The sequence below is a fragment of the Flagellimonas myxillae genome, from assembly GCF_023502235.1.
Classification (GTDB): domain Bacteria; phylum Bacteroidota; class Bacteroidia; order Flavobacteriales; family Flavobacteriaceae; genus Flagellimonas; species Flagellimonas myxillae.
Genome location: NZ_JAMFLY010000001.1, coordinates 722,680 through 743,414, shown reverse-complemented (window position 1 = coordinate 743,414; position 20,735 = coordinate 722,680). Strand labels below are relative to the sequence as shown.

Genomic DNA, 20,735 nt, shown 5'->3' with positions numbered 1-20,735 from the left:
TTCGTTAGTATTCGTTCTTGTTCATATACTCCCGGATTTTACGTTCTTCCCAGTCCTTTCCCAAAAAAGGATGGTTGCCGGTTGCATTGATCCAGTGCAATGTTAGCCCTATCCCCCAGCCTATGGCAGGAAAAACGACCCACAGAAAACTGGTGGTCATATAATTGATATAGGCCAGAAAGGGAATGACCAAACAATAGGCCAATAAATTGGAATAAAAGCTCTTAAGGCATTCCACCTTTTCCTTTGCCCTTTGGTATTTGATATCGTTGGTGATTTCCATTTTCTTTATTTTTTAGTTTGACTTGTTTCTAATTACAATTCAAATTTCGGTATCAAACGGGGGTAATAAAAAAGAGGTGGATCCAATTGTAGTTTTTATGGGATGAGTTGTTGGGCGATAGATGTTAGACTTAAGACATTAGACCCAAGACTGATAACTGCGTGGTACGCCGTGAACTGTGCTCCACAAAACCTAAAAATCTTCCTTGTCCATAAGTTCCTGGATTTTTCGCTCCTCCCATCGTTTGCCCCAAAGTGGGTTGTATCCGTGGGCTTCCATACCATGGACCAATACCCCAATCCCCCAACCGAAGGTGGGAAAGAAGGCCCATAGGAAATCCGTGGTCCTAAAATTGAGCCACCATAGAAAAGGAATAACAATACAATAGGCTGTAAGGTTGGAATAAAAGTCTTTAATCGCCTTTACGCGCTCTTTGGCCTTTAGATATCGTTTCTCGGCAATATAACTTTGCTGCGTTTCTACCACGCTCACTTGTTGGGTCAAAATGGGCAATGTCACGCTAAATTGGGAATGGTTTTTTTCAATTTCCACAGCTCTATCCGTCAAAATCCCATAGCGTTGTTTAATGTTCTGTAGACCGACCCCACTACTTTTTTTGACCACTTGCTTCTCCTGAAGGTTATTGCGGACCACAAGCATTCCGTTCTTTTCTTCCACATGTATATGTAGGGGTTTGGCAGCGGTGACCACGTTGTGCTTCACTGCATTTTCCAATAACAATTGAAGGGACAGCGGAACAATTTTGGCGTCAGGAACACTGCTTTTTTCAGGAATCTCAAAGACAATGCTATCCTCAAACCGCATTTTCAACAAACGTACATAGGTCCGGGCGAAGTTGAGCTCCTCATCCACAGTAACCAAATCCTTGTTCTTCTGTTCCAGCACATAGCGATAGACTTTTGAAAGTGAGGTCGTAAACCGTTGCGCCTGGTCGGGGTCTTCCTCGATCAAACTCGTCAAAACATTTAGACTGTTGAACAAGAAATGGGGATCAAGTTGATTCTTCAGGGCGTCAAAACGCGCGGATGCCGTTCCTGCAATGATCTTCTGTTCCTTGACCTTTTTTTCCTGCCAACTCCTATAAAAGTAAAATGCATGGAAAAACACGGAAATAACCAAGGTAATAAGCAGAGCAACCGCATAGTAAATCGCCCTTTCCCCTGCTATGAATTCCTCCCAAGACTCTCCTTCAAAACCCAGATTGATTACGATCCGTATCCAAAAAATCCCCAACATGGTAAGCGCCACACTCCCAAGACCGCCTATTAGCAGACGATACTTTCCGTATCGTTTCCAAACCACTTTGTGATTTAAATAATCGTAAAAAATCCCATTGATCAGCCCTAAGACGATAGAATAGAAAACATTATATCCTATTTCTCGTAGAAGGTCAATATCAAAAGATACCGATCTTCCAGAAAGTGCTCTAAGTCCAATAAATATACCTGCGATCAGGATTCCGATCAAAATCGATACAGCCAATAATCTGCCGATATATTTTGAGGTAAATTTCATTCACTGCGTTGCTTTAATAATGCTTCTGCCCTATCCTTTCCCCAAGATGGGTGAAAAGGGGTGTCGTTGCTAAAATTAGCAAAAAGTTCCAAGGAGCGTTCAATATCTTTATAGTAGGGAGAAACGTCCTTACCAAAATACCTGGCACTTCCCATTTCCCATTCCGCCTTGGCCAACACTACCCTTGGATTTTCGGGTGACATGGCCATCGCTTGTTCATACAACTGAAAATTCTTTCCTGAAAGTGTCATTCCATAGGTGGCACCGTCATAGGCAATCCATGCTGTGTTTATCAAAGCTTCGAGCACCATTAACTCTGGATTGTTTTCTGAAATTGCCTTGGCCAAATCCAAAAACTCCTTCGCCTTTTCCAATTGTTTGGACAGCTTTTCAAAATCCTTTTCGCCAAAGGAAGAAATGGCATTCACATGTGCCACGTAGTAATGGGGAATCCAGTTGTCCTGTTCTGCCATGGCGATTCGTTCAAATAGATTGGAGGCCTCTGTAGGCTTTTGTTCACCCCACAGTTGAAATGCTTTCTCCATCCCTTTGGAATATTTGTCCTGGGCATGGGTTAAACCGGAAATACAAAAAATAACAAGTACGATAATTTTTTTCATGATGATTAGAGTTTTATGAGTTGCTGATTCGTTTTTTGATTGATGATAAATTTGGCATCCTTCCATTCCGGAGGGCCATATTTTGCAGGCGCCTGATTGCTACAAGCGTAGTCTTCCTTCGGAAAAAAGCCCAAGTATTTGTCCATTTTTCCATTGTTGTTTTCGTCGTGATACACGGAGATGCCATAGGTCCCAAAGGGCAGGTTTTCAAACACAACCTCACATTGGCCATCTTTGATGTCGGAGCTTTCGCCCATATAGACCTCTTCCAACCATTTCTCGGCGGAATTGTAGAGGCCAACCTTTAAGGTTCCCTCATCACTTGCGATGTCTTGGATTTGCACCCTTAGCGTTGCCTTTGATTGCGCTGTGGCGAATACGGATGTACAGAGGACAAACCCCAGACTCAAGATTATTGCTTTCATCACTTTTCGTTTTAATGATTCTCAGCCCAAATTTGGGCCTAAGTCCGGTTGAAGTGTAAAAACAATGACTCAATTGTATGAATCTGGGGATGGACTGTAACTTTTGGGCAAAAAAATACCCGATAGCCAAAAAACTACCGGGTATCCCAATTGAAATATAAAAACTAACGCTTGCTATAATCTTTGTGAATGGCCTCATCAAAAGCCTCCCAATGGGCATCTGTCATTCTTCCAGGGGTAAACAGACATATCCCTGTGGCGCCATTTTCCATGGAAGTGGCTATGGCAGTTCCTATTTCTTCCGGAAGCAGACCGTGGTTTTCAGGATCTTTTTCACTCCCCTTCTTTTCCGGGTTTGGACAAATGAACAACCCGCTGTAAACCGGGGCGCCGTTTTTGGCAGCAGCTACTTCCTCGGTGATCATCTCGCCAACCCATTCCGGACCCTCTAGGTAAAAATCATTGTAGTTCATGGGATATACTGCATCCAGATTCCAATTGTTCCATTCCTGTCTAACCAGTTTTTTGGAGATGGAAGGGCCTGGGAAAACCGCAGCATTTATTTTTTTGTTCTTCGAATGGACAACTTCTGTAAGTCGGTTGACCATACTGGTGATTAAATCATATCTATACTGCTTCCATTCAGCTACTTGGGATGGGTCTTCCGCCGCTTTGATGTCTATCCCAGTTTTACTTTGGAAATCCGAAGTACATTGGTCGCAATAACAGTAATCGAATTGTGGAAATTCCCGATCCATGACCAGGCCATATTTATCCCAAAGCCCTCGGGCCAAGATAACATCTGGAAAACGAATGTAGTCCAAATGAATTCCGTCCACTTCTTCTACTTCGGCCACGCTACCGTAGAGTTCTGCCAAAAAATTGTAGACTCCATCCTTATTGGGGCAGAGAAAGGTATAATGAGAAACATAGGCCGGTTTGTCAAAAGCAGATTCCCCGTTACCATTAATGGCGTACCACTCCTTTTTTAACTTTGGATTTTTGCCCTGTACCATAGTAGGAATCCAAGTATGGAATTCCAATCCAGCTTGCTTTGCCAATTTCCCCACGCGTTTGTAGGTAGCTGGGTCATGTCCCCCATTGTACATCAACCCGTCTATACCCTTGGCTTTAAAATCTTCAAATTTCGAAGAAATCTCGGCATCGGTTTCTTCCCCAGGACCACCTGTCCAAGCATAAACCGGAATCTTATGTTTTTCAGTACATGAAACCAAGGCCATCGCCATAAGCATTATCAGGAAAATTCGCTTCATTTTTGAGTTTTTGTGTTTTTCGGATTTGAATTTAGCCAAACTTTTTCGGTAATCGTTTGATTCTTAGCTAAACGACATGGCTCACGATACGAACACCAAATCATATTGAAAAAAAGAAACCGTCCAGCCAAAAGTAGGATTCGTAAACCCAAAATACCCATCCGTCAAATGGTAGGGTCTTTTTTGAAAATTTACTTCTAATATTCCCTTTTAATCTAAATCATCCATCCAATGAAAAAACTATCAATAATTGTATTAATGCTATCTCTAGGATTGGGAAGTATTCAAAACGTTCATGCCCAATTGGGAAAATTGGGAAAAAAGGTGTCAAACAAGGTAAAAATGGAAGAAAGAAAAATAAAAAAAACCATAAACAATGCAGAAAAAACTGGAAAACTGCCTAAAACAAAAACTGATAAAATTTCAAACATTTCCAAAAATTCAAACATGGGTACTACAAAAACAGCAACCTCATCCATTGGCATAGGTGGTGAAGAAAATTGCAAGAGCACCGAATATTTTTTTAAAAATGCCCGCAAAGATTTGAAGAAAATACAAGACGACAAAGATGGACTTGTAGACACTTCACCTTTTGATATGGAAACAATTTTGGAGCGCGTAAACAACTACTTGGAGAAGATTCGAGCAAGAGATCCCAATTGTGACACTTCGAAACTCGAGGGTGAAATCAGCGATGCCAAGAATTACATCAACGAGAAAAAAGGAAGTGGAACCTTCATGGAAGTTGGGACATATGTGACCACGGGTATTTGGAAAAAATTTACAATTGACGGTGCCGTTGAATTTAGCTGGGACAAAAACAAGCAACCTTTTACACTTGAAGAAGTTGATGTTGCACTTAAGGGGGAGCTGAGTTTTCCCTCCAATGAAACAAAACCAGAATATTTCACTTTTGAAATAAAGGGACTTGGCAACGGAGTTATTATCCCTGTTCCAACGGAAACCGGGTCAGGAAAAATATATCAATGGGCACTTCTCAACGGAGAAGAAATTTTGGCCATTATGTATTTAGGTAATAATATGTCCGAAGAAGAATTAAAAGAGGTCGTGGCAGAAAGAACCTCAGAAGGCATTGAACAAGCCAATCTATCTACATTTACTAAAAACAACTTGGGCAAAATATTGGTTTCAACAGAAGGTCCAATCTATGCCAATGGTAAAAGGGATGGTCATTCTAGTGGCACAGATATTACCTTAACCGATTCATTTACCTTAGGTGATCCTTTGTGGACACGCACCTTTGTTGAAGACCATAGAACCCCAATAGAGCTACTAAAGCTAACGGGGTATCCTCCAGCCGGAAAAATAGGAGCGGCTATCAGAACCAGGGTAATTTTTGATGGGAAAGAAGTAGGTCAAGATTTTCTTCGATGCACCAAACCGGACGATGTGAAAATAACCAACGAAGCTACGAATTATAGAGAGGCCATGTTTAAACCGAATGGCAATGCCCAAGATCCATATAGAGAAGGTTTTGAAGGAATTTTTGCACTAAATCCAGGTTATGGAGAGCACACTCTAGAAATTCAAAAATGGGTTGTAAATTACAACGTGGCGGATACGAATGCGGGAGAAGGCGAAAACAAGTTTCCTTTAGAAGTATTAATGGCTACGTCCGGTGAGCTTAAAGTCCAGATTACTCGAGACAGCTGGAAACCCTTTTGTAATAGTGGTGGAAAAAATTATGGTGCAATCAAAGGAGCAAAAAACCATTTAGCCAGTCAATTGTTGGCAGCGGTCAAAAGAGAGGCCTCAAAATCTGGGTGGAAGGAGAAACCACAATCCGCAGTTTATACGGAAACAATTAATGTGTATCATGAGATAACAGGCGTTTTTATGTATTCCATAATCCAGGGATATATTACTTCCTTAATGCCAAATGGTTCAAGATTGGAACAAGGTTTTCAAATGGTAGATGGCGCTTATCACGGAACTATTCACGGTACACAACGCTACCTCCCACCAACCTGCAAATGACCAATTGGCTCAAAAATTTCACCAGGTCCCTTCGAGGGGCCTTTTTTTGTTTACATCCTTAAGTGTCCGTCATAAACTTCAACAAGGCGATTCTTCCCAATTGATTACCAATCAACACAATACGTTTTGCGATAAAAATAAAGAATCCCAATTCCAACATTTAACATTTCTTTGATGCAACCTTTTCCTATATGCTTCTGTCCTTTAGGCAAACAAATCCTAAAACAGGAATTTGTCTAATTCATTAAATCAAAAAACATGAAACAAAAAAGAAAAAGGCGAAGCCTGCCCTGGATATGGACGGGCCTATGTCTTTTATTGGGAGCAACGGCACTCCAAGCACAACAAAATTTCACCATTAGTGGTAAGGTTGCCGACAAAATCAATGGAGAAACGCTATTTGGCGCCACCATTTTCCTCAAAGGCACCACCATTGGGGCAGTCACCAACGAATACGGCTTTTATTCCCTGAGCGCTCCAGCCGGAACCTATACCATTGTATTCTCCTATATGGGCTACAAAGAAGTTTCCAGGGAAATTAATTTGGAACAAAATCAAAAGCTGGACATGGAAATTGAGGAGTTTTCAACCCTCCTCGATGAAGTGGAAGTCACGGCTGAAGAACCCGAAAGGGCGATTCTCAGAAAACCGGAAATGAGCGTGTCCAAACTCAATATCAAAACCGTAAAGCAAATGCCAGTGGTCTTGGGCGAGGTGGATGTTATAAAATCCCTTCAGGTCCTCCCCGGGGTAACAAGCAATGGCGAAGGTTCAAGTGGGTTTCATGTTCGCGGGGGAGCCGTGGACCAAAATCTGGTTCTGTTGGACGAAGCCATCATCTACAACACCTCCCATATGCTTGGTTTTTTCTCCGTATTTAACGCCGATGCCGTTAAGGACCTAAAACTGTACAAGGGAGGAATCCCGGCAAAGTTCGGGGGAAGGGTGTCCTCTGTACTCGATGTGCGGCAAAAAGATGGCAACAGTAAAAACTTTGCCTTGACTGGTGGAATCGGTGTAATATCAAGCAGATTAGCGGCCGAAGGTCCCATGTTTAATGATCGTGGTTCCTTTTTAGTGGCCGGAAGAGGCTCTTATGCCCACCTACTAATGAAACTTGCAGGAGAGAAGAACAGTGTCAGTTTTTACGACCTAAACCTAAAGACCAACTACACAATCGACAAAAACAACAAGTTGTATCTCTCCGGTTATTTTGGAAGGGATGTGTTCGATTTTGACGGTTCGTTCAGCAGTAGTTATGGGAATGCTTCTGGAAACTTGAGGTGGAACCATATTTTCAATGACAGATTGTTTTCCAACCTTTCCTTGATCTACAGCAGGTACGATTATGAATTGGGAATAACGGATTTTGAATTCGACTGGATTTCCTCTATCAATAATTACAACGCCAAATACGATCTTAAATACTATTTCAGCGATGCCTTTAAATTGGATTTTGGGGTGAGCACCATAAAATACGAGTTTGATCCTGGACAAATAAAGCCCACTGGTCCCACCTCAGCCATCAATGAATTACAATTGGACCAGAAAAGGGCCTTGGAAAGTGCAGCATATATCAATGCCGAGCATAAACTAACGGACCGATTAACGGCACAGTATGGTATCCGTTTTAGTCACTTCAACAGAATGGGTGGGCAACCTTTGTCCATTTATGCCAACGATCAGCCCTTGGTCTACAATCCCACGCTCCGATTTTACGAACGAACAGATCCCGTGGACGAGGTGACCTTCAGTAAAAGTGAAAGCATTAAAAAGTTTTCCAATTTTGAACCTCGACTGTCCTTGGCCTATCAGCTAAATGACAATTCATCCCTCAAGGCTGGGTATTCCAGAGCTGCCCAGTACATTCATTTATTGTCCAACACTTCCTCGGTTACCCCTTTGGATGTATGGACCCCAAGTGGAAAATACATCAAACCGCAGCTCTCCGACCAATATGCCCTCGGCTATTTCAGGAATTTCACTGACAAAATGTACTCCTTGGAAGCCGAGCTGTATTATAAGACTGTAGACAATCGAATCGACTATATTGATGGTTCGGACCTTATAGGAAACAACACTATTGAAACGGAAATCCTAAATGGGGAATCCCGTGCCTATGGGCTTGAGTTATTACTTCGAAAAAACGAAGGGGATTTTACGGGATGGATTGCCTATACCTTATCCAAATCGGAACAGCGAACCACGGACAGCAAAGCTGGCGGCCCGGGTATCAATAACGGAAATTGGTACAGTACTCCATACGACAGAACCCACGATATTTCGGTAACTGGGGCCTATCAGTTGAACAAAAAATGGAGTTTTGGGGCCAATGCCATTTACCAAACCGGTAGACCCGTAACCTATCCAAATGGGCAATACCAATACGAAGGCGTTTCCGTGGCCAATTTCTCCGAACGCAATGCAGACCGCCTGCCTAATTACTATAGGCTGGATGTTTCAGCGACCTACAAACCCAACAAAAAGCCTCATAAAAAATGGAAAGGCGAATGGGTCTTGAGTGTTTACAATGTTTTTAACCGGAAAAATGCCGCCTCAATCTCCTTTGGACAGAATTTTGAAACCGGAGCCAATGAGGCAACCAGAACAGCAATTTTCGGTATCGTGCCATCGCTTACCTATAACTTTAAATTCTAACAGCATGAAAATCATATATAAAATAATACTTGGCGCATTGGTTTTGACCTCAACTTCATGCACGGATGTCATCGAAGTAGATGTTCCGGAAGGTCCAATAAGATTGACCATAGAGGCGTCCTTGGATTGGGAAAAGGGAACGCTCGGGAACAACCAAACCATTCTTTTAAGTACCTCTACGCCATTTTTTGACAATCAAAACCCAAACCCCGTCAACGGAGCAACCGTTCAAGTGACAAATGTGGATTCAGGTGCTGTGTTTGCATTCACAGATCAGCAAGACGGCAGATACACCACGGACGCTTTTGTCCCTGTGATTGGTGACACCTACACTTTGGATATCAATTATGAAGGAGAACACTACACAGGTTCGGAAACTTTGTATAGTGTAAGTGACATTTCGGAAGTTACTCAATCCACAGAGGATGGAGAGGACGACGAAGCCTTGGAAGTAAACGTTTCTTTTGAAGATCCAGAAGGGATTGAAAATTACTATTTCCTGCGGTTCCAAAGCCAAAATGACCTGCTCCCTGAGCTTTTCGATATCAAGGACGAATTCATTGATGGTAATGAGGCCACCTTCTATTACGAAAAGATTGAGGACGAACAGGACAATATCTCGGAATTTCAACCTGGAGATGTGGTGGACATCAAACTTCTTGGTATCTCCAGAAACTATTATAACTACATGCAACTGCTTATAGAACAGTTTGAAAGTTCAGGAGATCCTTTTAGTGCTACCCCGGTGCCCTTGGTAGGAAACTGCATTAATTTGGACAATACGGACAATACCCCATATGGCTACTTTAGGGTGACCCAAATGGTGCAAGAGACATATATATTTCAGTAGTTTTTTGGTTGGTGCAGACCCCGAGGTTCAGTTTTGCTGTCCTTGGGGTTTACTTGTTAGAACCTTTTTAAATATTGAATTGATATTAATTACCACAGGGAAAAATATCCTATTGTGATACTATAGATTTCCAGCTGTAGGAAAAAGCGTCATATTCTAGTCATTTTATTAACATTTATTAGAATGTTAGAGCATTAATACATTCATTACCAGTTTTTTACTATATTAAAGGGTTGGGAATTTAACATTTTACACTTCTTCATTCCCTATCCGTTCCCCTAAGAAGTAGGCCCTTTACTTGCAAAAGGCAGGCGGATACATGTTGGTTGAGATTAAGCAAGTTGTAGCTTATCCATTTTGTGACTAATTCAACATAATAGCAACATTTAATTTCAACCTTATGAAACAACTATCAGCAAAGCTGTTGGTGACTATTTTCGCCGCAGCAATCTCCTGTTCGGTATTCGCCCAGGAAAAAACTACGCAAGCCTTTTGGGTCCATGAAGACCGGGTAATGCCCTCCATGGTCGCAGAGTACGAAAAAGCAACGAAGGAACTCTCAGATCAATGCAAAAAGCACAATATCCAAACCTTGGCCTGGATTGCTGCACAAACAGATGACTTTAGATATCTGTTTATTTCCCCAATCGATTCGCTATCGGACATTTCCAAGGCAAACAAAGGTTTTAGCACCCTACGGGAGAAAATGGGAGAAGATACATTTGACAAATTGTTCGATGACATGGACGATTGTTATACGGCCCATGGCGACTATGTAATTGTTCTCGACAAAAGTTTGTCCTATATGCCAGGTGGTATAACCCAGACACCCGAAGGCCAAGATTACAGACGTTTCTTTTACCTACACACCACCCCAGCACAAATGGCAGGAATGAAAGAAGGAATGAAAGCCGTTAAAAAAATGTTTGAGGAAAAGGGTTCCAAAACCCATTATCGCGTTTACCGAAGTGCATTTGGCACTATGGGAAGTTTTTACATGGTTGCAGTTGCCGCCAAGGATGGGACTACTTTTGAAATGAACAGTGAGGCCAACGATAAACTCCTTGGGCCAGAGGCACAAGCTGTGTTCGGAAAGGTGCTGAAACATGTGACCAAAATGGAAGAAATTACCGGTGAAATGAGATCAGACCTTGCCTATACACCACAATAATTTTTAATCCCGCATCCATTTTGGTGCGGTTTTTTTAATCAAAAAAATCAACAAACAATGAAAAAATTATATGTATTGGGTTTAGTGGTTGCACTTTTTGCAGCCTGCAACCAAGGCCCCACGAGATATACCCAAAACTCTCCAGAAATCGACACCGTAAAAAAACTGCTGGCCAACTACGATAGCAAGAGCTACGATACCAGTATGTATGCCGACACCTCTAAAACCAACTATAACAGTTCGAAGAGCATGTCACCTTCCGAGACTATGGAATACCACAAACAAACCGATGCCAATTATTCCAGCAGGGGATTCAATCCAGAAGATCAAGATTTTGAAATGGTGGTCACCGATAAGGGAGAAACCTGGGTTAATTGCTGGGTGGAGTGGAAAGGGACCCTTGCGGCCAATGGTAAGGAAGTTAAAGTTCCACTACATCTCACCTACCGTTTTGTGGATGGAAAAATAGTACGGGAATACGGTTATTGGGATCCCACGGAAATCGTGCTGACACTTAGGGAGCTGGAAGAAGCTGCTAAAATGGCTAAGGAAGAGTCCCAAGAAGAATAAAAGTAAGTATCACTATAAACCAACACACAATGAAAAAATTATTTTTAGTAGCACTGCTGATACCTTTAATGATATCAGCTCAAGAGGTACAGGAGTACGGGATGTTCACCAATCTTATGCTAACGGCACATCCAGAAAAAATTTCAGAATTTGAGGCGGGATTGGCGGCACACAACAAAAAATTCCATTCCGAAGGACCTTTTCAAGCGAATGTATTCTTTGTAATGAGTGGAAAGAACTTTGGTAAATATATTTGGAGCATGGGACCAAATCCATGGAGCGCCATGGACAATGCCCCACAGGGAGAAAACGGACACAACGACGATTGGAACAAGAATGTGGCTGCCAACGCCCTGGCCGAATCCGATGTTACCTATTGGAAACTAGATACAAGGCGTTCCAATTTCACCCAGGATTTTACCCTTAAAAATTTGGCGGTGTTTATGCTGGATATTAAAAGATTTAAGGGGCCTGAGTTTTCGGGAGTATTGGATAAGGTAACCGAGGTTTTCAAGGCTAAGGACGGCAACGAGCAATGGGGCGTGTATTTTAACGAACTCGCCAATGCTGATGGAAGGGATATGGCCTGGGTCAACTTCTATGATAAAAGTTCGTGGATGTCTCGGGAAGACAAATTTCCGCAATGGTACGAAGAGGTCCACGGAGAAGGGTCCTTTAAGGATTTTCTTTCGGCCTTTGATGACACCACCCATCAGAGCATACAAGAACTTTGGGTATTTAGACCGGATCTAAGCGGGTCGGACGGTTCCGTAGAGTCTGCGAATCGGCAATAGTATAAAACCAACCTAGAATTGGGGCGTTCATCGCCCCTTTTTTATGTTTTCACCTTTAACAACCAAAATATGACCACTTCAAACCAAAATTTTAAACCAATCCAAAAGAAAGACCGCATCAATTCCCTGGATGTTATCCGCGGCATTGCCCTTTTAGGTATACTATTAATGAACATAAATGGCATGGGCCTCCCATTTGCCTATGGAGACCCCTCGGTTGCGGGTGGCTCCGATGGGGCCAATCTTTATGTTTGGGTAGTGAACAACATGCTTTTCGAGGGCACCATGAGAGGTTTGTTCACCTTGCTCTTTGGTGCTGGGGTGATACTTCTTACTTCTCGACTTCAAAATAAGGGAGCTGGAATTATTACCGCAGATATCTATTATCGAAGATTACTTTGGCTACTCCTTTTCGGAATCATCAACGTTTACATTTTCTTATGGGAAGGTGACATTCTATATCCCTATGCCATCTTTGGTTTGATGTTGTTTCCATTTAGAAATTCAACTCCAAAGAAACTAATTGGTTATGGCCTAGTTCTCTTACTATTGGGCATGCTTTGGGACTCCTCGGATTACCAAAATTCCTTGGTGACACAAGAAGAAGGATTGGCTGCTATTGCAATTCAGAAAACTGGGGATTCGCTTACCAAAAAGCAACAAACTGCCTTGGATAAATGGGAAAAGAAGAGAAAAAAGAAAACCCCAGAAGAAGTCCAGGAAGAAATTGATAAACGACAAAAAGGTTATTGGTCCAATGTAAAAAGCAAAGTCAAGACCAATCAACTTTTTCAAACTTGGTTCGTTTACAGATATTGGCCATGGGACCTTATGAGCTTTATGCTGATAGGAATGGCATTTTTTAAGTTGCGAATTTTCCATGGCGAAAGAACCACCAAGTATTATCTCCTAATGGCAGTGATAGGCTACCTAATTGGTCTTTCTGTCAACTATTATGAAACCTGCCTGCTGGTCGGCGCAAATTTTGACGTTATGGCAAATTCACAAGCTGGACTGACCTATCAGCTTGGTCGGATGTTCACAACGCTAGGTCATGTTGGGCTGTTTATGTTATTTATTAAATCTGGGATGCTAAGATTTCTGCAAAACGCATTGGCAGCGGTTGGAAAAATGGCGTTGACGAATTATCTCGTGCATAGCATAATTGCAGCATTTTTGTTTTATGGCTTCGGCTTTTCACTGTTCGGTCAACTAGAGAGACATGAACTCTATTATATTGTTGGCGGTATATGGATTGTGCAGTTGATCTATAGTCCAATTTGGTTCAAATATTTCCAATTTGGACCTGCGGAATGGCTTTGGCGTTCCTTGACATATAAGAAAAGACAGCCTTTCAAAAATACTTAAGGTATTACATTGTCCAGCTGGTTGTAAGAATAGGATTAAAAACTACGGTAGTTCATCGAATAATTCGTGGAATTTTATGATTATTGGGTAGCTCTTGGCATCTTTGACCTACCCCTACCCCTTAATTTTCAGTAGGTTATAAAAAATTAACTAAACCCCATAGTTATGAACACTAAGTTTTGCACCCTAATACTGTTATCGCTAACTTTTCTAATGGCAAGCTGCACCGGGGAACCCAATGCAGATGCAGATAAAATGGGTAGATTGACAGTCCAGTTAACCGATGCTCCCTTTCCATTTGAGCTTGTGGCAGAAGCTAATGTCACAATATTTAAAGTGGAGGCACGAAAGAGCGATGATCACGAAGATGAAGACAGCGAAGCAGGAGATGAAAATGATGATGACATGGAAAATGGTAACGATTCCCCATTTGTTGTCCTTATGGAAGATGAAATCGATGTGAATCTACTAGAACTTACCAACGGAACAACTGAGATGCTTGCCGATATTGAAGTTCCGGTGGGAACTTACGATTTGGTGCGAGTTTATGTTAGAGGTGTAAATGTGGTCCTAACGGATGGTAGGGTTTTCGATTTAAAAGTTCCTAGTGGAGAACAAACTGGAATCAAGATATTTATTAAACCCGGGATTACTGTAGCGGGAGGCCTGTCTGCAGATTTGTTGTTGGATTTTGACGTTAGTCGTTCCTTTATCGCAAAAGGAAATACAAAATCCGTAAATGGAATCCACGGTTTCAATTTCAAACCAGTAATTAAGGCATGCAACATATCCACAGCAGGAAGTCTAACCGGATTGGTATCCACATGGGAAGACGAAAACGAAGTACCGCTGGAGGGAGCACAAATTTCGGTCTGGGCAGCTGATACCCTCAACACCTCGGGTTTCACCGATGCTGATGGAAAGTATACCATTATGGGATTGGAAGCTGGGACTTATAAGGTTTTTTCGGCTTTGGAGGGTTACATAAACAGCGACACCCTTGATGTGGAAATTGTGGTTGCGAACAAGACCATACAGGATTTTCAATTGGAAAAGGAAGTAATCGAAGATCCCGAGAATTGAAAAGTTTATGGCAATCAATATATAAAAGCGGACTCAGGTCCGCTTTTTTTATTTTAAATCCCATTGTAACTTCGAAGGGCAGTTGCTCTTGATCTGTTAGTCAATTCGACTTAATCTCCAACATCACAACTGAACCAAAAAACCTGAAGAAGAAGTATTATGTACATTCCCCATATTTATAAAAACGAGAACCTTGAGGAAATCAAGGAATTTTTAAAACACAACAGTTTCGGTATACTAATTAACCAACTGGAGGGCAAACCCTGGGCCACGCACCTTCCCCTAGAGCTTTGGACCGACGACAACGGCGCCCATCTACTAGAGGGCCATCTTGCCAAAGCCAATCCGCAATGGAAGGCATTCCAAGACGAGGCCGAGGTGTTGTGCATATTTAACGGACCCCACGCCTATGTTTCTTCTTCTTGGTACCAAGAGGAAGAGGTAACTACCTGGAACTATATAGCAGTTCACATTTACGGTAGGTTGAAAATTCTGGATGAATCGGGCACTATGGCGTCCTTGCACAGGTTGGTGGACAAGTATGAAAAAGATTCAAAAAAACCCTTGTCCCTAAACGATTTATCTCCCAAGACTTTAAGGCAGGTCAAGGGAGTTGTCGGCTTTCAAATTAAGATCATTGATATCCAGGCGGCATACAAGCTGTCCCAGGGCAGACCTGAAGATCATGCAGAAATCATACAGGAGCTCGGGCAAAGGGAAGATGCCGGCAGTAAAGCCATTTCTAAAAAAATGAAGAAGCTAAACCCTTAGCACCAATTATTCGTTGTCCTGGAACTTGGTATCCGCCCAATTGGAATATCGCGGATTATCCACATGCATTATCCACAGCTCACCTTTGTATTCGCCCTCCATTTGCGAACGATAGGCCGCATAGGCGAGTTCGTTCTCCTCATATTTGGCCAGGTAAACGTAGTTGAGCCCGTTGTCTGGATTTTTAAAATACTTCGCTTCCAAACCGCGCTTTTTAAGGTCCGCCATGAAGTTTTTTAAATAAGTTTCGTTCTTGAACACATTGGCAACGATATAGTGGCCCTTCCCTACCCCATCCAAGTTGATGAATTTTTCGATAGGTTTATAGGCTCCCCCAGTAAAGGTTCCCTTAGGTTTGGCCGCTTTCTCGGGCTTGGGGGAATTTGCTGCCACGCTAGTATTGTTCATTGCGCTTGCCAAAGAATCCAAATCCGTGCTTTGCGCCAAATAAAGCTTTTGCGCTTGTTGTTCTATATCAGGTCTCTTGTTATCGGTCTGTCTCTTGACCATGCGCATCACCATCTCAAAGCGTTTTTCCAAATCCCTTTGTCGATTCTGCTCTAAGGAGTCCATTTTAAAGATCAGTTCATTGATCACGGCGTAGTTATCTTCCTGTTGCGCCTTTAACTCTTTGACTTGCGCCTCCCAGAATGCCAAATCCTCTTTGTTGGTAGGTCTTAAAGTGGTTTTTGCGTTCAGTTTGTTTTTCTTTTCCTTTTTACTCTCCTTGATATCGGCTATAAAAGTTCCCTCGATAGGCTTGCGCTCTGGTGTTTCATTAGAGGCCAAAATGTTGCGGGACATGCTGGGCACGAATGAAAATGCAATGGACACCTCATGGGTGACCCCTAGATAGGAAAGGTTTCTGTTGATGTTCTTTTCAAAGTTGTATCCAAAGGAAAGTCTCCGGTTTAGATTGAACCCAGTACCGGCAGAGGCTCCGTAGAATTGATCATATCCGCCTTGAATCCAACCCAGTTTGGGAAGATCCAGAATCAGTCCTCCTCCAAAAATGGGGTCTTGTTCAGCTTCAAACCTGGCCCTCGCCAAAGGTAACAAGCGTCCGTCTTCAAATATCCCGGCAGCGTTTTCAAAATCATGGGCAAACTGGATATGTCCGGAAAACGTCTTTTCATTGAATTCGCTTAAGGATTTTCCCGTCTTGATGTTATAATCCACTAAATTTTGGGCGAATACCCCAAAATCAAATTTGCCCAAAGAAAGGTTTAATCCGGGCTGAAAGGAAATAATCGAATTCTGCGTGGAGGAGTTCAAGATGGGGTCATCATCCAAGGCAACCGCCCTGTCGGGATCAAAACTGCTCACATAATAAGGTATGTTCACCCCAAAACTCAATTTACTTTTTTGTCCCAATTGGATGCCATGTGCATAGTTGGCCATGATCCCCAAGTTGGAGATAACGCCTTCTTGCTGGTTATAAAGGCTTACGCCCAGACCGACCCGATCATTTAGTCGGCCGCTATAACTCAAAAAGTAGTTTTGGTTATTGTCATTAAAATCAGCTCCCTGACTTCGGTGGAACAAGTTCACATAAGACTTGTCTTCACGAACCGAAGAAAATGTGGGATTGATCAGGAAGCGATTAAATTTCAGCAAATTTTGAAAGGGTACATCATAACTCACGTACGGATTGCTTTCCTGCGCGCTCAATTTGGGAACAAGCAAACAGAATAAAAGTACATAAACGACGTACTTAAAGGGTGCTGAATTTTTGCTTTGGGAGAATAGGGGTAGTTGTACTTCCATAGCCAAATGGTGTTAGTAGGTTAAAGGGCCTGTTTGGTACAGGTTTGTGTGTTTTGTTGGTTCTCATTAGCAAGATTTGGGATTCTTGTAAGAGTTTTACTATTAACTTAATTGTAATATTACATATATTATCGGTAAAAAACCAATTTTATCGTTCAACTGCATACTTTAAGCGACAATTTACAAGTCAACACTTTAAAAACGAGCTTATTAGCTAATTATTTTGCAAAAATAAGGGTCGCCCCACCTTCGGAAATTTTGGCAATTCATAGTACTTTTATTGTTCAATCAATTTTAGCATTTTTCATAGCATAATGAGCAATACCGTACAAATAGTTCCCTTCTCCAATGCTTATTCAGATGCGTTTAGATCGCTCAATGAAGAATGGATCAGGAAATATTTCAAGATGGAGGAAATGGATAGAATTTCACTCAACCATCCCAGAGAATACATTATTGATAAAGGGGGGTACATAGGGGTAGCCCTCCTAAATGGTGAAGCCGTAGGGGTATGCGCCCTAATTCCAAGCGATCGTGACGGTTTCGATTTTGAGCTGGCCAAAATGGGTGTATCCCCACATACCCAGGGAAAGGGAATTGGAAAATTATTGGGGCAACACATTATTGCAAAGGCCAAATCGTTGGGAGCCAAACGGCTGTATTTGGAGAGCAATCGCATTCTCCTTCCTGCCTTGAATTTATATCGAAAACTTGGTTTTGTCGAAATCGTTGGGGCAAGTTCCCCATACGAACGCAGCGATATTCAAATGGAGCTGGATCTGTCTAAATCTTAGTTTCAACCACAAAAAATATCCTTGATGATATGCTCCCTCTGATTTTTACATCCCGTTAAAAATGAGTAACTTATAAGAGTCATCTTAAAAGTTAAAGCCATGGGAACCGTTAAAAGATTGAACAAATGGGCCAATGCCCATACCTATTATCCCCTTGATCTTGTCCGTATTGCTTTGGGCGTTTTTCTATTTATGAAAGGCGTGGAATTTATGACCAACCATGAGCAAATGGCAGAGGTGGTTAGGCCCTTCCAGGATATGCCTGGAGGTATGATTCTGCTACATTACATTGCCCCCGCCCATTTTGTTGGTGGATTTTTGATTGTTGTAGGATTGCTTACCCGTTGGGCCGCCTTGGCACAACTGCCCATTCTTGTGGGTGCCGTGTTAACCAATTTCCTTGGGGTGATGAATACGACCAACCTTATTTTGGCAACCATCACCTTGTTGGTCTGTATTTTCTTTGTGGTGTATGGTTCTGGAAAGCATTCAGCAGATTATTATCTAAAGATGCAGCAATGATCCACCACTAAAGGTTGTCCAATTGGTTGCTTCGGCCATCGGTACTGATGGTCCAAAAGAACCCCACAAAAAAGAACCTGTCCGCCGCGGGCGTAATGGCCCGTCTATCAAATATACCATCTACATTGGGGGTGTCCGAGTATTGATAATTGTTGACATTTCTAAACCCAAGCACATTGTTCACAGAAAAGTAGAGAATCTTCTGTTGATCAATGAGGTAGGCCCAATTGAAACTTAAATTGTTATAGGCCTTAGTTTTTTCAGCCAAGAAATCCGGAGTATTGGGATTATCATAGGGCCTTCCAGAACCATACGAATACGACATCCCTATTTGGGACCTCAATTTGGTCACAAAATATTTCGTAACTACAGATAGACTGTGTTCCGGGGCAAAGTTTGGGGTTGCCCTTTCCGAAAAATTTCGATAATCCCTTTCTGTGTTCAAATAGGAGTATGAAATCCAGTAATCCAGTTGGCTAATGCTTTGGTTATCCCTCCAGAAAACATCCAACCCAGTGGCATATCCACTTCCAGCGTTATTAAAATTGGAGTTGAACTGAGGCAGCTCGGTGTCATATTTAACGAGGTTGTCATAGTCTTTGTAATACGCTTCGGCCCTAAAGGTCTTCCCATCTCCTGTTCGTTGATAGTTTAAGATGTAATGGGAGGTTTTTTCGGACCCTAGGGCCTGTCCAAATTTAGCCACCTCGGCTAGCGGGTTCTGATAAAAATCGCCATAAGCAAGAGAGAACTGCCCCTTGTCACCAGGTTTGTATGCCAAGGAAACCCTGGGCATCAGCTCAAATTGATTTAAGAGCGAACTGTGTTCCACCCTAGCCCCCAATTTCATGGCAAAGGCGTTGCTCAAGAAAATGTCCGCTTCCGAAAATCCGGCCCATAAGCGGTCTTTGATCTTATTTTCGAAAGAGAAGTTTTCTGGAGTCGAAAACGTCTCATCATAATTGGTAGTAAAGAATTCAGCGCCCAAATTCAGGTTAAACCTGCTGCTGAAGTTCTTACGGGCCTTTACTTTAAAATGCGATGCAGTTTCCTTGTTTTCAATTGCATTCCCTTGCAGACCAATAGTATTGGTGTCCCAAGAAATGGCACCTCCGGTGCTAAGGCTCCAATCATTGTCGAAATAATATTTGTAGGAAGAATTGAAATATAGGTTGTTGTTGGTCAACCCAAAGCGAACAAAGTCCTCAAAGTTGATGTCTTCTTGTTCAATATCCAATTTCGCATGGTTAAAACCCGTGTACAGCTTAAATATACTTTTGTCCCGCTTACTCCGAAAGACCGCTTCGCCGGAAACGGACTCGTAAGGACTATTCCATCGCACCCCTTGGGTAGATGGAATCAACGATTCATAGGGGGACAGGTTGATGTAGTTGGTATTGATGCTCAAGGATTCATTGCCCCAAATTTTGGTGTGCCCCAAGCCTCCACCAACGGACATGACAGAAATATCCGTTTTATCCTGGACGGGAACGTCCGTGGTGTTCAAGAGCAGCACGCTGGACAAGGCCTGCCCGTATTCCGCGGAATACCCCCCGGTGCTAAAGGTTATTCCCTTGAACAAAAATGGGGAAAACCTACCCCGGGTTGGAATATTATTGGCCGTGGCGTTAAAGGGTTGGAAAACGCGAAGGCCATCTATAAATACCTGGGTCTCTCCGGCCTCCCCGCCCCTAACAAACAGGCGACCATCTTCATTTACGGTGGTGGTTCCTGGCAAGGTTTGTAAAGCGGCCACAAAATCCCCTGCGGCTCCTGCCGTCGTCACGATGTCCAAAGGCTTCAAAACGGATACTTTGGAATTGTCCCCAGCTTCGAAGGTCCCAGCAGTAAGGGTTACTCCGGTTAAGGCGTTTATCGATTCCTGTAATGCAATGGTCAGGTCTTTAAAATAGGACACGTCCCCAACCTCATAATGTGGGTCATAGGAAAGTATTGAAATGACCAAGGTTTGGGTTCCGGTTTCAGTAGTCTCAAATTCAAAAGTGCCATCCTCTCCAGTGGATCCTCCATCATAAGTTCCCTCCAAATACACATTGGCGCCTGCTATAGGGACATTTTTATGATCCGTAACGGTTCCAGACACTGTGGTCTGCCCCATCAAAGCAGTTAGATGGATAACAAAAAGGAAAAATAGGATTCGGTTTTTCATGACTGTTCGTTGTTTGATGGTCCAAAAATGCCATCAAAACCCAGCCAACACCAATCCTATATACCCAGTTGTGGATTTTTG

General features: G+C 42.5%; 18 protein-coding genes. 11 read left to right on the top strand and 7 right to left on the bottom strand.

Annotated features, from left to right (window positions below):
- Positions 1-4: 4 nt before the first annotated feature.
- The 5 genes from M3P07_RS03385 to M3P07_RS03365 all read right to left on the bottom strand — a co-directional run bounded on the left by M3P07_RS03385 (position 5) and on the right by M3P07_RS03365 (position 4,138).
- Positions 5-283 carry a 2TM domain-containing protein gene (locus M3P07_RS03385; protein ID WP_249968488.1) on the bottom strand — a complete coding sequence of 93 codons (279 nt, stop codon included), beginning with the start codon at positions 281-283 and terminating at the stop codon, positions 5-7.
- A 192-nt stretch (positions 284-475) separates the two neighbouring features.
- A complete protein-coding gene (locus M3P07_RS03380; protein ID WP_249968487.1) occupies positions 476-1,819 on the bottom strand; it encodes a 2TM domain-containing protein in 1,344 nt (447 codons plus the stop codon).
- Complete coding sequence (locus tag M3P07_RS03375; RefSeq protein ID WP_249968486.1) at positions 1,816-2,439, bottom strand: hypothetical protein; 624 nt, start codon at positions 2,437-2,439, stop codon at positions 1,816-1,818. The genes M3P07_RS03380 and M3P07_RS03375 overlap by 4 nt, the downstream gene beginning before the upstream one ends.
- A 5-nt stretch (positions 2,440-2,444) precedes the next feature.
- Complete coding sequence (locus tag M3P07_RS03370; protein ID WP_249968485.1) at positions 2,445-2,864, bottom strand: DUF2141 domain-containing protein; 420 nt, start codon at positions 2,862-2,864, stop codon at positions 2,445-2,447.
- 164 nt (positions 2,865-3,028) lie between these two features.
- Positions 3,029-4,138 (bottom strand): glycoside hydrolase family protein, encoded by a 1,110-nt coding sequence (locus M3P07_RS03365; protein WP_249968484.1) that lies wholly within the window; start codon positions 4,136-4,138, stop codon positions 3,029-3,031.
- A gap of 231 nt (positions 4,139-4,369) precedes the next feature.
- On the opposite strand from M3P07_RS03365, the gene M3P07_RS03360 reads away from it, so the two are divergent.
- From M3P07_RS03360 to M3P07_RS03320, 9 genes are all read left to right on the top strand, one after another.
- On the top strand, positions 4,370-6,136 hold the full coding sequence (locus M3P07_RS03360; protein WP_249968483.1) for a hypothetical protein: 1,767 nt from the start codon (positions 4,370-4,372) through the stop codon (positions 6,134-6,136).
- A 258-nt stretch (positions 6,137-6,394) separates the two neighbouring features.
- Positions 6,395-8,794 (top strand): TonB-dependent receptor, encoded by a 2,400-nt coding sequence (locus M3P07_RS03355; protein ID WP_249968482.1) that lies wholly within the window; start codon positions 6,395-6,397, stop codon positions 8,792-8,794.
- A gap of 4 nt (positions 8,795-8,798) precedes the next feature.
- Entirely contained in the window at positions 8,799-9,644 is an 846-nt protein-coding gene (locus M3P07_RS03350) for a DUF4249 domain-containing protein (protein WP_249968481.1), read from the top strand.
- 400 nt (positions 9,645-10,044) lie between these two features.
- A complete protein-coding gene (locus M3P07_RS03345; protein ID WP_249968480.1) occupies positions 10,045-10,815 on the top strand; it encodes a hypothetical protein in 771 nt (256 codons plus the stop codon).
- Positions 10,816-10,872: 57 nt separating this feature from the next.
- Positions 10,873-11,385 (top strand): nuclear transport factor 2 family protein, encoded by a 513-nt coding sequence (locus M3P07_RS03340; RefSeq protein WP_249968479.1) that lies wholly within the window; start codon positions 10,873-10,875, stop codon positions 11,383-11,385.
- Between the two features lie 29 nt (positions 11,386-11,414).
- Positions 11,415-12,179: a hypothetical protein gene (locus M3P07_RS03335; RefSeq protein WP_249968478.1), complete on the top strand. Its 765-nt coding sequence runs from the start codon at positions 11,415-11,417 to the stop codon at positions 12,177-12,179.
- A 69-nt stretch (positions 12,180-12,248) separates the two neighbouring features.
- Complete coding sequence (locus M3P07_RS03330) at positions 12,249-13,547, top strand: DUF418 domain-containing protein (protein ID WP_249968477.1); 1,299 nt, start codon at positions 12,249-12,251, stop codon at positions 13,545-13,547.
- A gap of 213 nt (positions 13,548-13,760) precedes the next feature.
- On the top strand, positions 13,761-14,630 hold the full coding sequence (locus M3P07_RS03325) for a DUF4382 domain-containing protein (RefSeq protein ID WP_249968476.1): 870 nt from the start codon (positions 13,761-13,763) through the stop codon (positions 14,628-14,630).
- Positions 14,631-14,789: 159 nt separating this feature from the next.
- Positions 14,790-15,401, top strand: a complete 612-nt coding sequence (locus M3P07_RS03320) for an FMN-binding negative transcriptional regulator (RefSeq protein WP_249968475.1) — start codon at positions 14,790-14,792, stop codon at positions 15,399-15,401.
- Between the two features lie 6 nt (positions 15,402-15,407).
- Here M3P07_RS03320 and M3P07_RS03315 read toward each other — a convergent pair whose 3' ends face one another.
- Entirely contained in the window at positions 15,408-17,168 is a 1,761-nt protein-coding gene (locus tag M3P07_RS03315; RefSeq protein WP_249968474.1) for a PorP/SprF family type IX secretion system membrane protein, read from the bottom strand.
- Between the two features lie 314 nt (positions 17,169-17,482).
- Between M3P07_RS03315 and M3P07_RS03310 the strand changes: the two genes are divergently transcribed.
- Positions 17,483-17,962: a GNAT family N-acetyltransferase gene (locus M3P07_RS03310; RefSeq protein ID WP_249968473.1), complete on the top strand. Its 480-nt coding sequence runs from the start codon at positions 17,483-17,485 to the stop codon at positions 17,960-17,962.
- 99 nt (positions 17,963-18,061) lie between these two features.
- The gene (locus M3P07_RS03305) at positions 18,062-18,484 is read left to right on the top strand and encodes a DoxX family protein (RefSeq protein WP_249968472.1); all 423 of its coding nucleotides are present in this window, start codon (positions 18,062-18,064) and stop codon (positions 18,482-18,484) included.
- A gap of 7 nt (positions 18,485-18,491) precedes the next feature.
- On the opposite strand, the gene M3P07_RS03300 is transcribed toward M3P07_RS03305, so the two are convergent.
- Positions 18,492-20,654 (bottom strand): TonB-dependent receptor, encoded by a 2,163-nt coding sequence (locus tag M3P07_RS03300; RefSeq protein WP_249968471.1) that lies wholly within the window; start codon positions 20,652-20,654, stop codon positions 18,492-18,494.
- Between the last annotated feature and the right edge of the window lie 81 nt (positions 20,655-20,735).

Bases quoted from the DNA above. Each gene is read 5' to 3' on its own strand.
- M3P07_RS03350 (WP_249968481.1), top strand. From the start codon at position 8,799: ATGAAAATCATATATAAAATAATACTTGGCGCATTGGTTTTGACCTCA.
- M3P07_RS03370 (WP_249968485.1), bottom strand. From the start codon at position 2,864: ATGAAAGCAATAATCTTGAGTCTGGGGTTTGTCCTCTGTACATCCGTA.
- M3P07_RS03315 (WP_249968474.1), bottom strand. From the start codon at position 17,168: ATGGAAGTACAACTACCCCTATTCTCCCAAAGCAAAAATTCAGCACCC.
- M3P07_RS03300 (WP_249968471.1), bottom strand. From the start codon at position 20,654: ATGAAAAACCGAATCCTATTTTTCCTTTTTGTTATCCATCTAACTGCT.
- M3P07_RS03330 (WP_249968477.1), top strand. From the start codon at position 12,249: ATGACCACTTCAAACCAAAATTTTAAACCAATCCAAAAGAAAGACCGC.
- M3P07_RS03335 (WP_249968478.1), top strand. From the start codon at position 11,415: ATGAAAAAATTATTTTTAGTAGCACTGCTGATACCTTTAATGATATCA.
- M3P07_RS03325 (WP_249968476.1), top strand. From the start codon at position 13,761: ATGGCAAGCTGCACCGGGGAACCCAATGCAGATGCAGATAAAATGGGT.
- M3P07_RS03305 (WP_249968472.1), top strand. From the start codon at position 18,062: ATGGGAACCGTTAAAAGATTGAACAAATGGGCCAATGCCCATACCTAT.
- M3P07_RS03365 (WP_249968484.1), bottom strand. From the start codon at position 4,138: ATGAAGCGAATTTTCCTGATAATGCTTATGGCGATGGCCTTGGTTTCA.
- M3P07_RS03355 (WP_249968482.1), top strand. From the start codon at position 6,395: ATGAAACAAAAAAGAAAAAGGCGAAGCCTGCCCTGGATATGGACGGGC.
- M3P07_RS03340 (WP_249968479.1), top strand. From the start codon at position 10,873: ATGAAAAAATTATATGTATTGGGTTTAGTGGTTGCACTTTTTGCAGCC.
- M3P07_RS03360 (WP_249968483.1), top strand. From the start codon at position 4,370: ATGAAAAAACTATCAATAATTGTATTAATGCTATCTCTAGGATTGGGA.
- M3P07_RS03380 (WP_249968487.1), bottom strand. From the start codon at position 1,819: ATGAAATTTACCTCAAAATATATCGGCAGATTATTGGCTGTATCGATT.
- M3P07_RS03320 (WP_249968475.1), top strand. From the start codon at position 14,790: ATGTACATTCCCCATATTTATAAAAACGAGAACCTTGAGGAAATCAAG.
- M3P07_RS03310 (WP_249968473.1), top strand. From the start codon at position 17,483: ATGAGCAATACCGTACAAATAGTTCCCTTCTCCAATGCTTATTCAGAT.
- M3P07_RS03375 (WP_249968486.1), bottom strand. From the start codon at position 2,439: ATGAAAAAAATTATCGTACTTGTTATTTTTTGTATTTCCGGTTTAACC.
- M3P07_RS03385 (WP_249968488.1), bottom strand. From the start codon at position 283: ATGGAAATCACCAACGATATCAAATACCAAAGGGCAAAGGAAAAGGTG.
- M3P07_RS03345 (WP_249968480.1), top strand. From the start codon at position 10,045: ATGAAACAACTATCAGCAAAGCTGTTGGTGACTATTTTCGCCGCAGCA.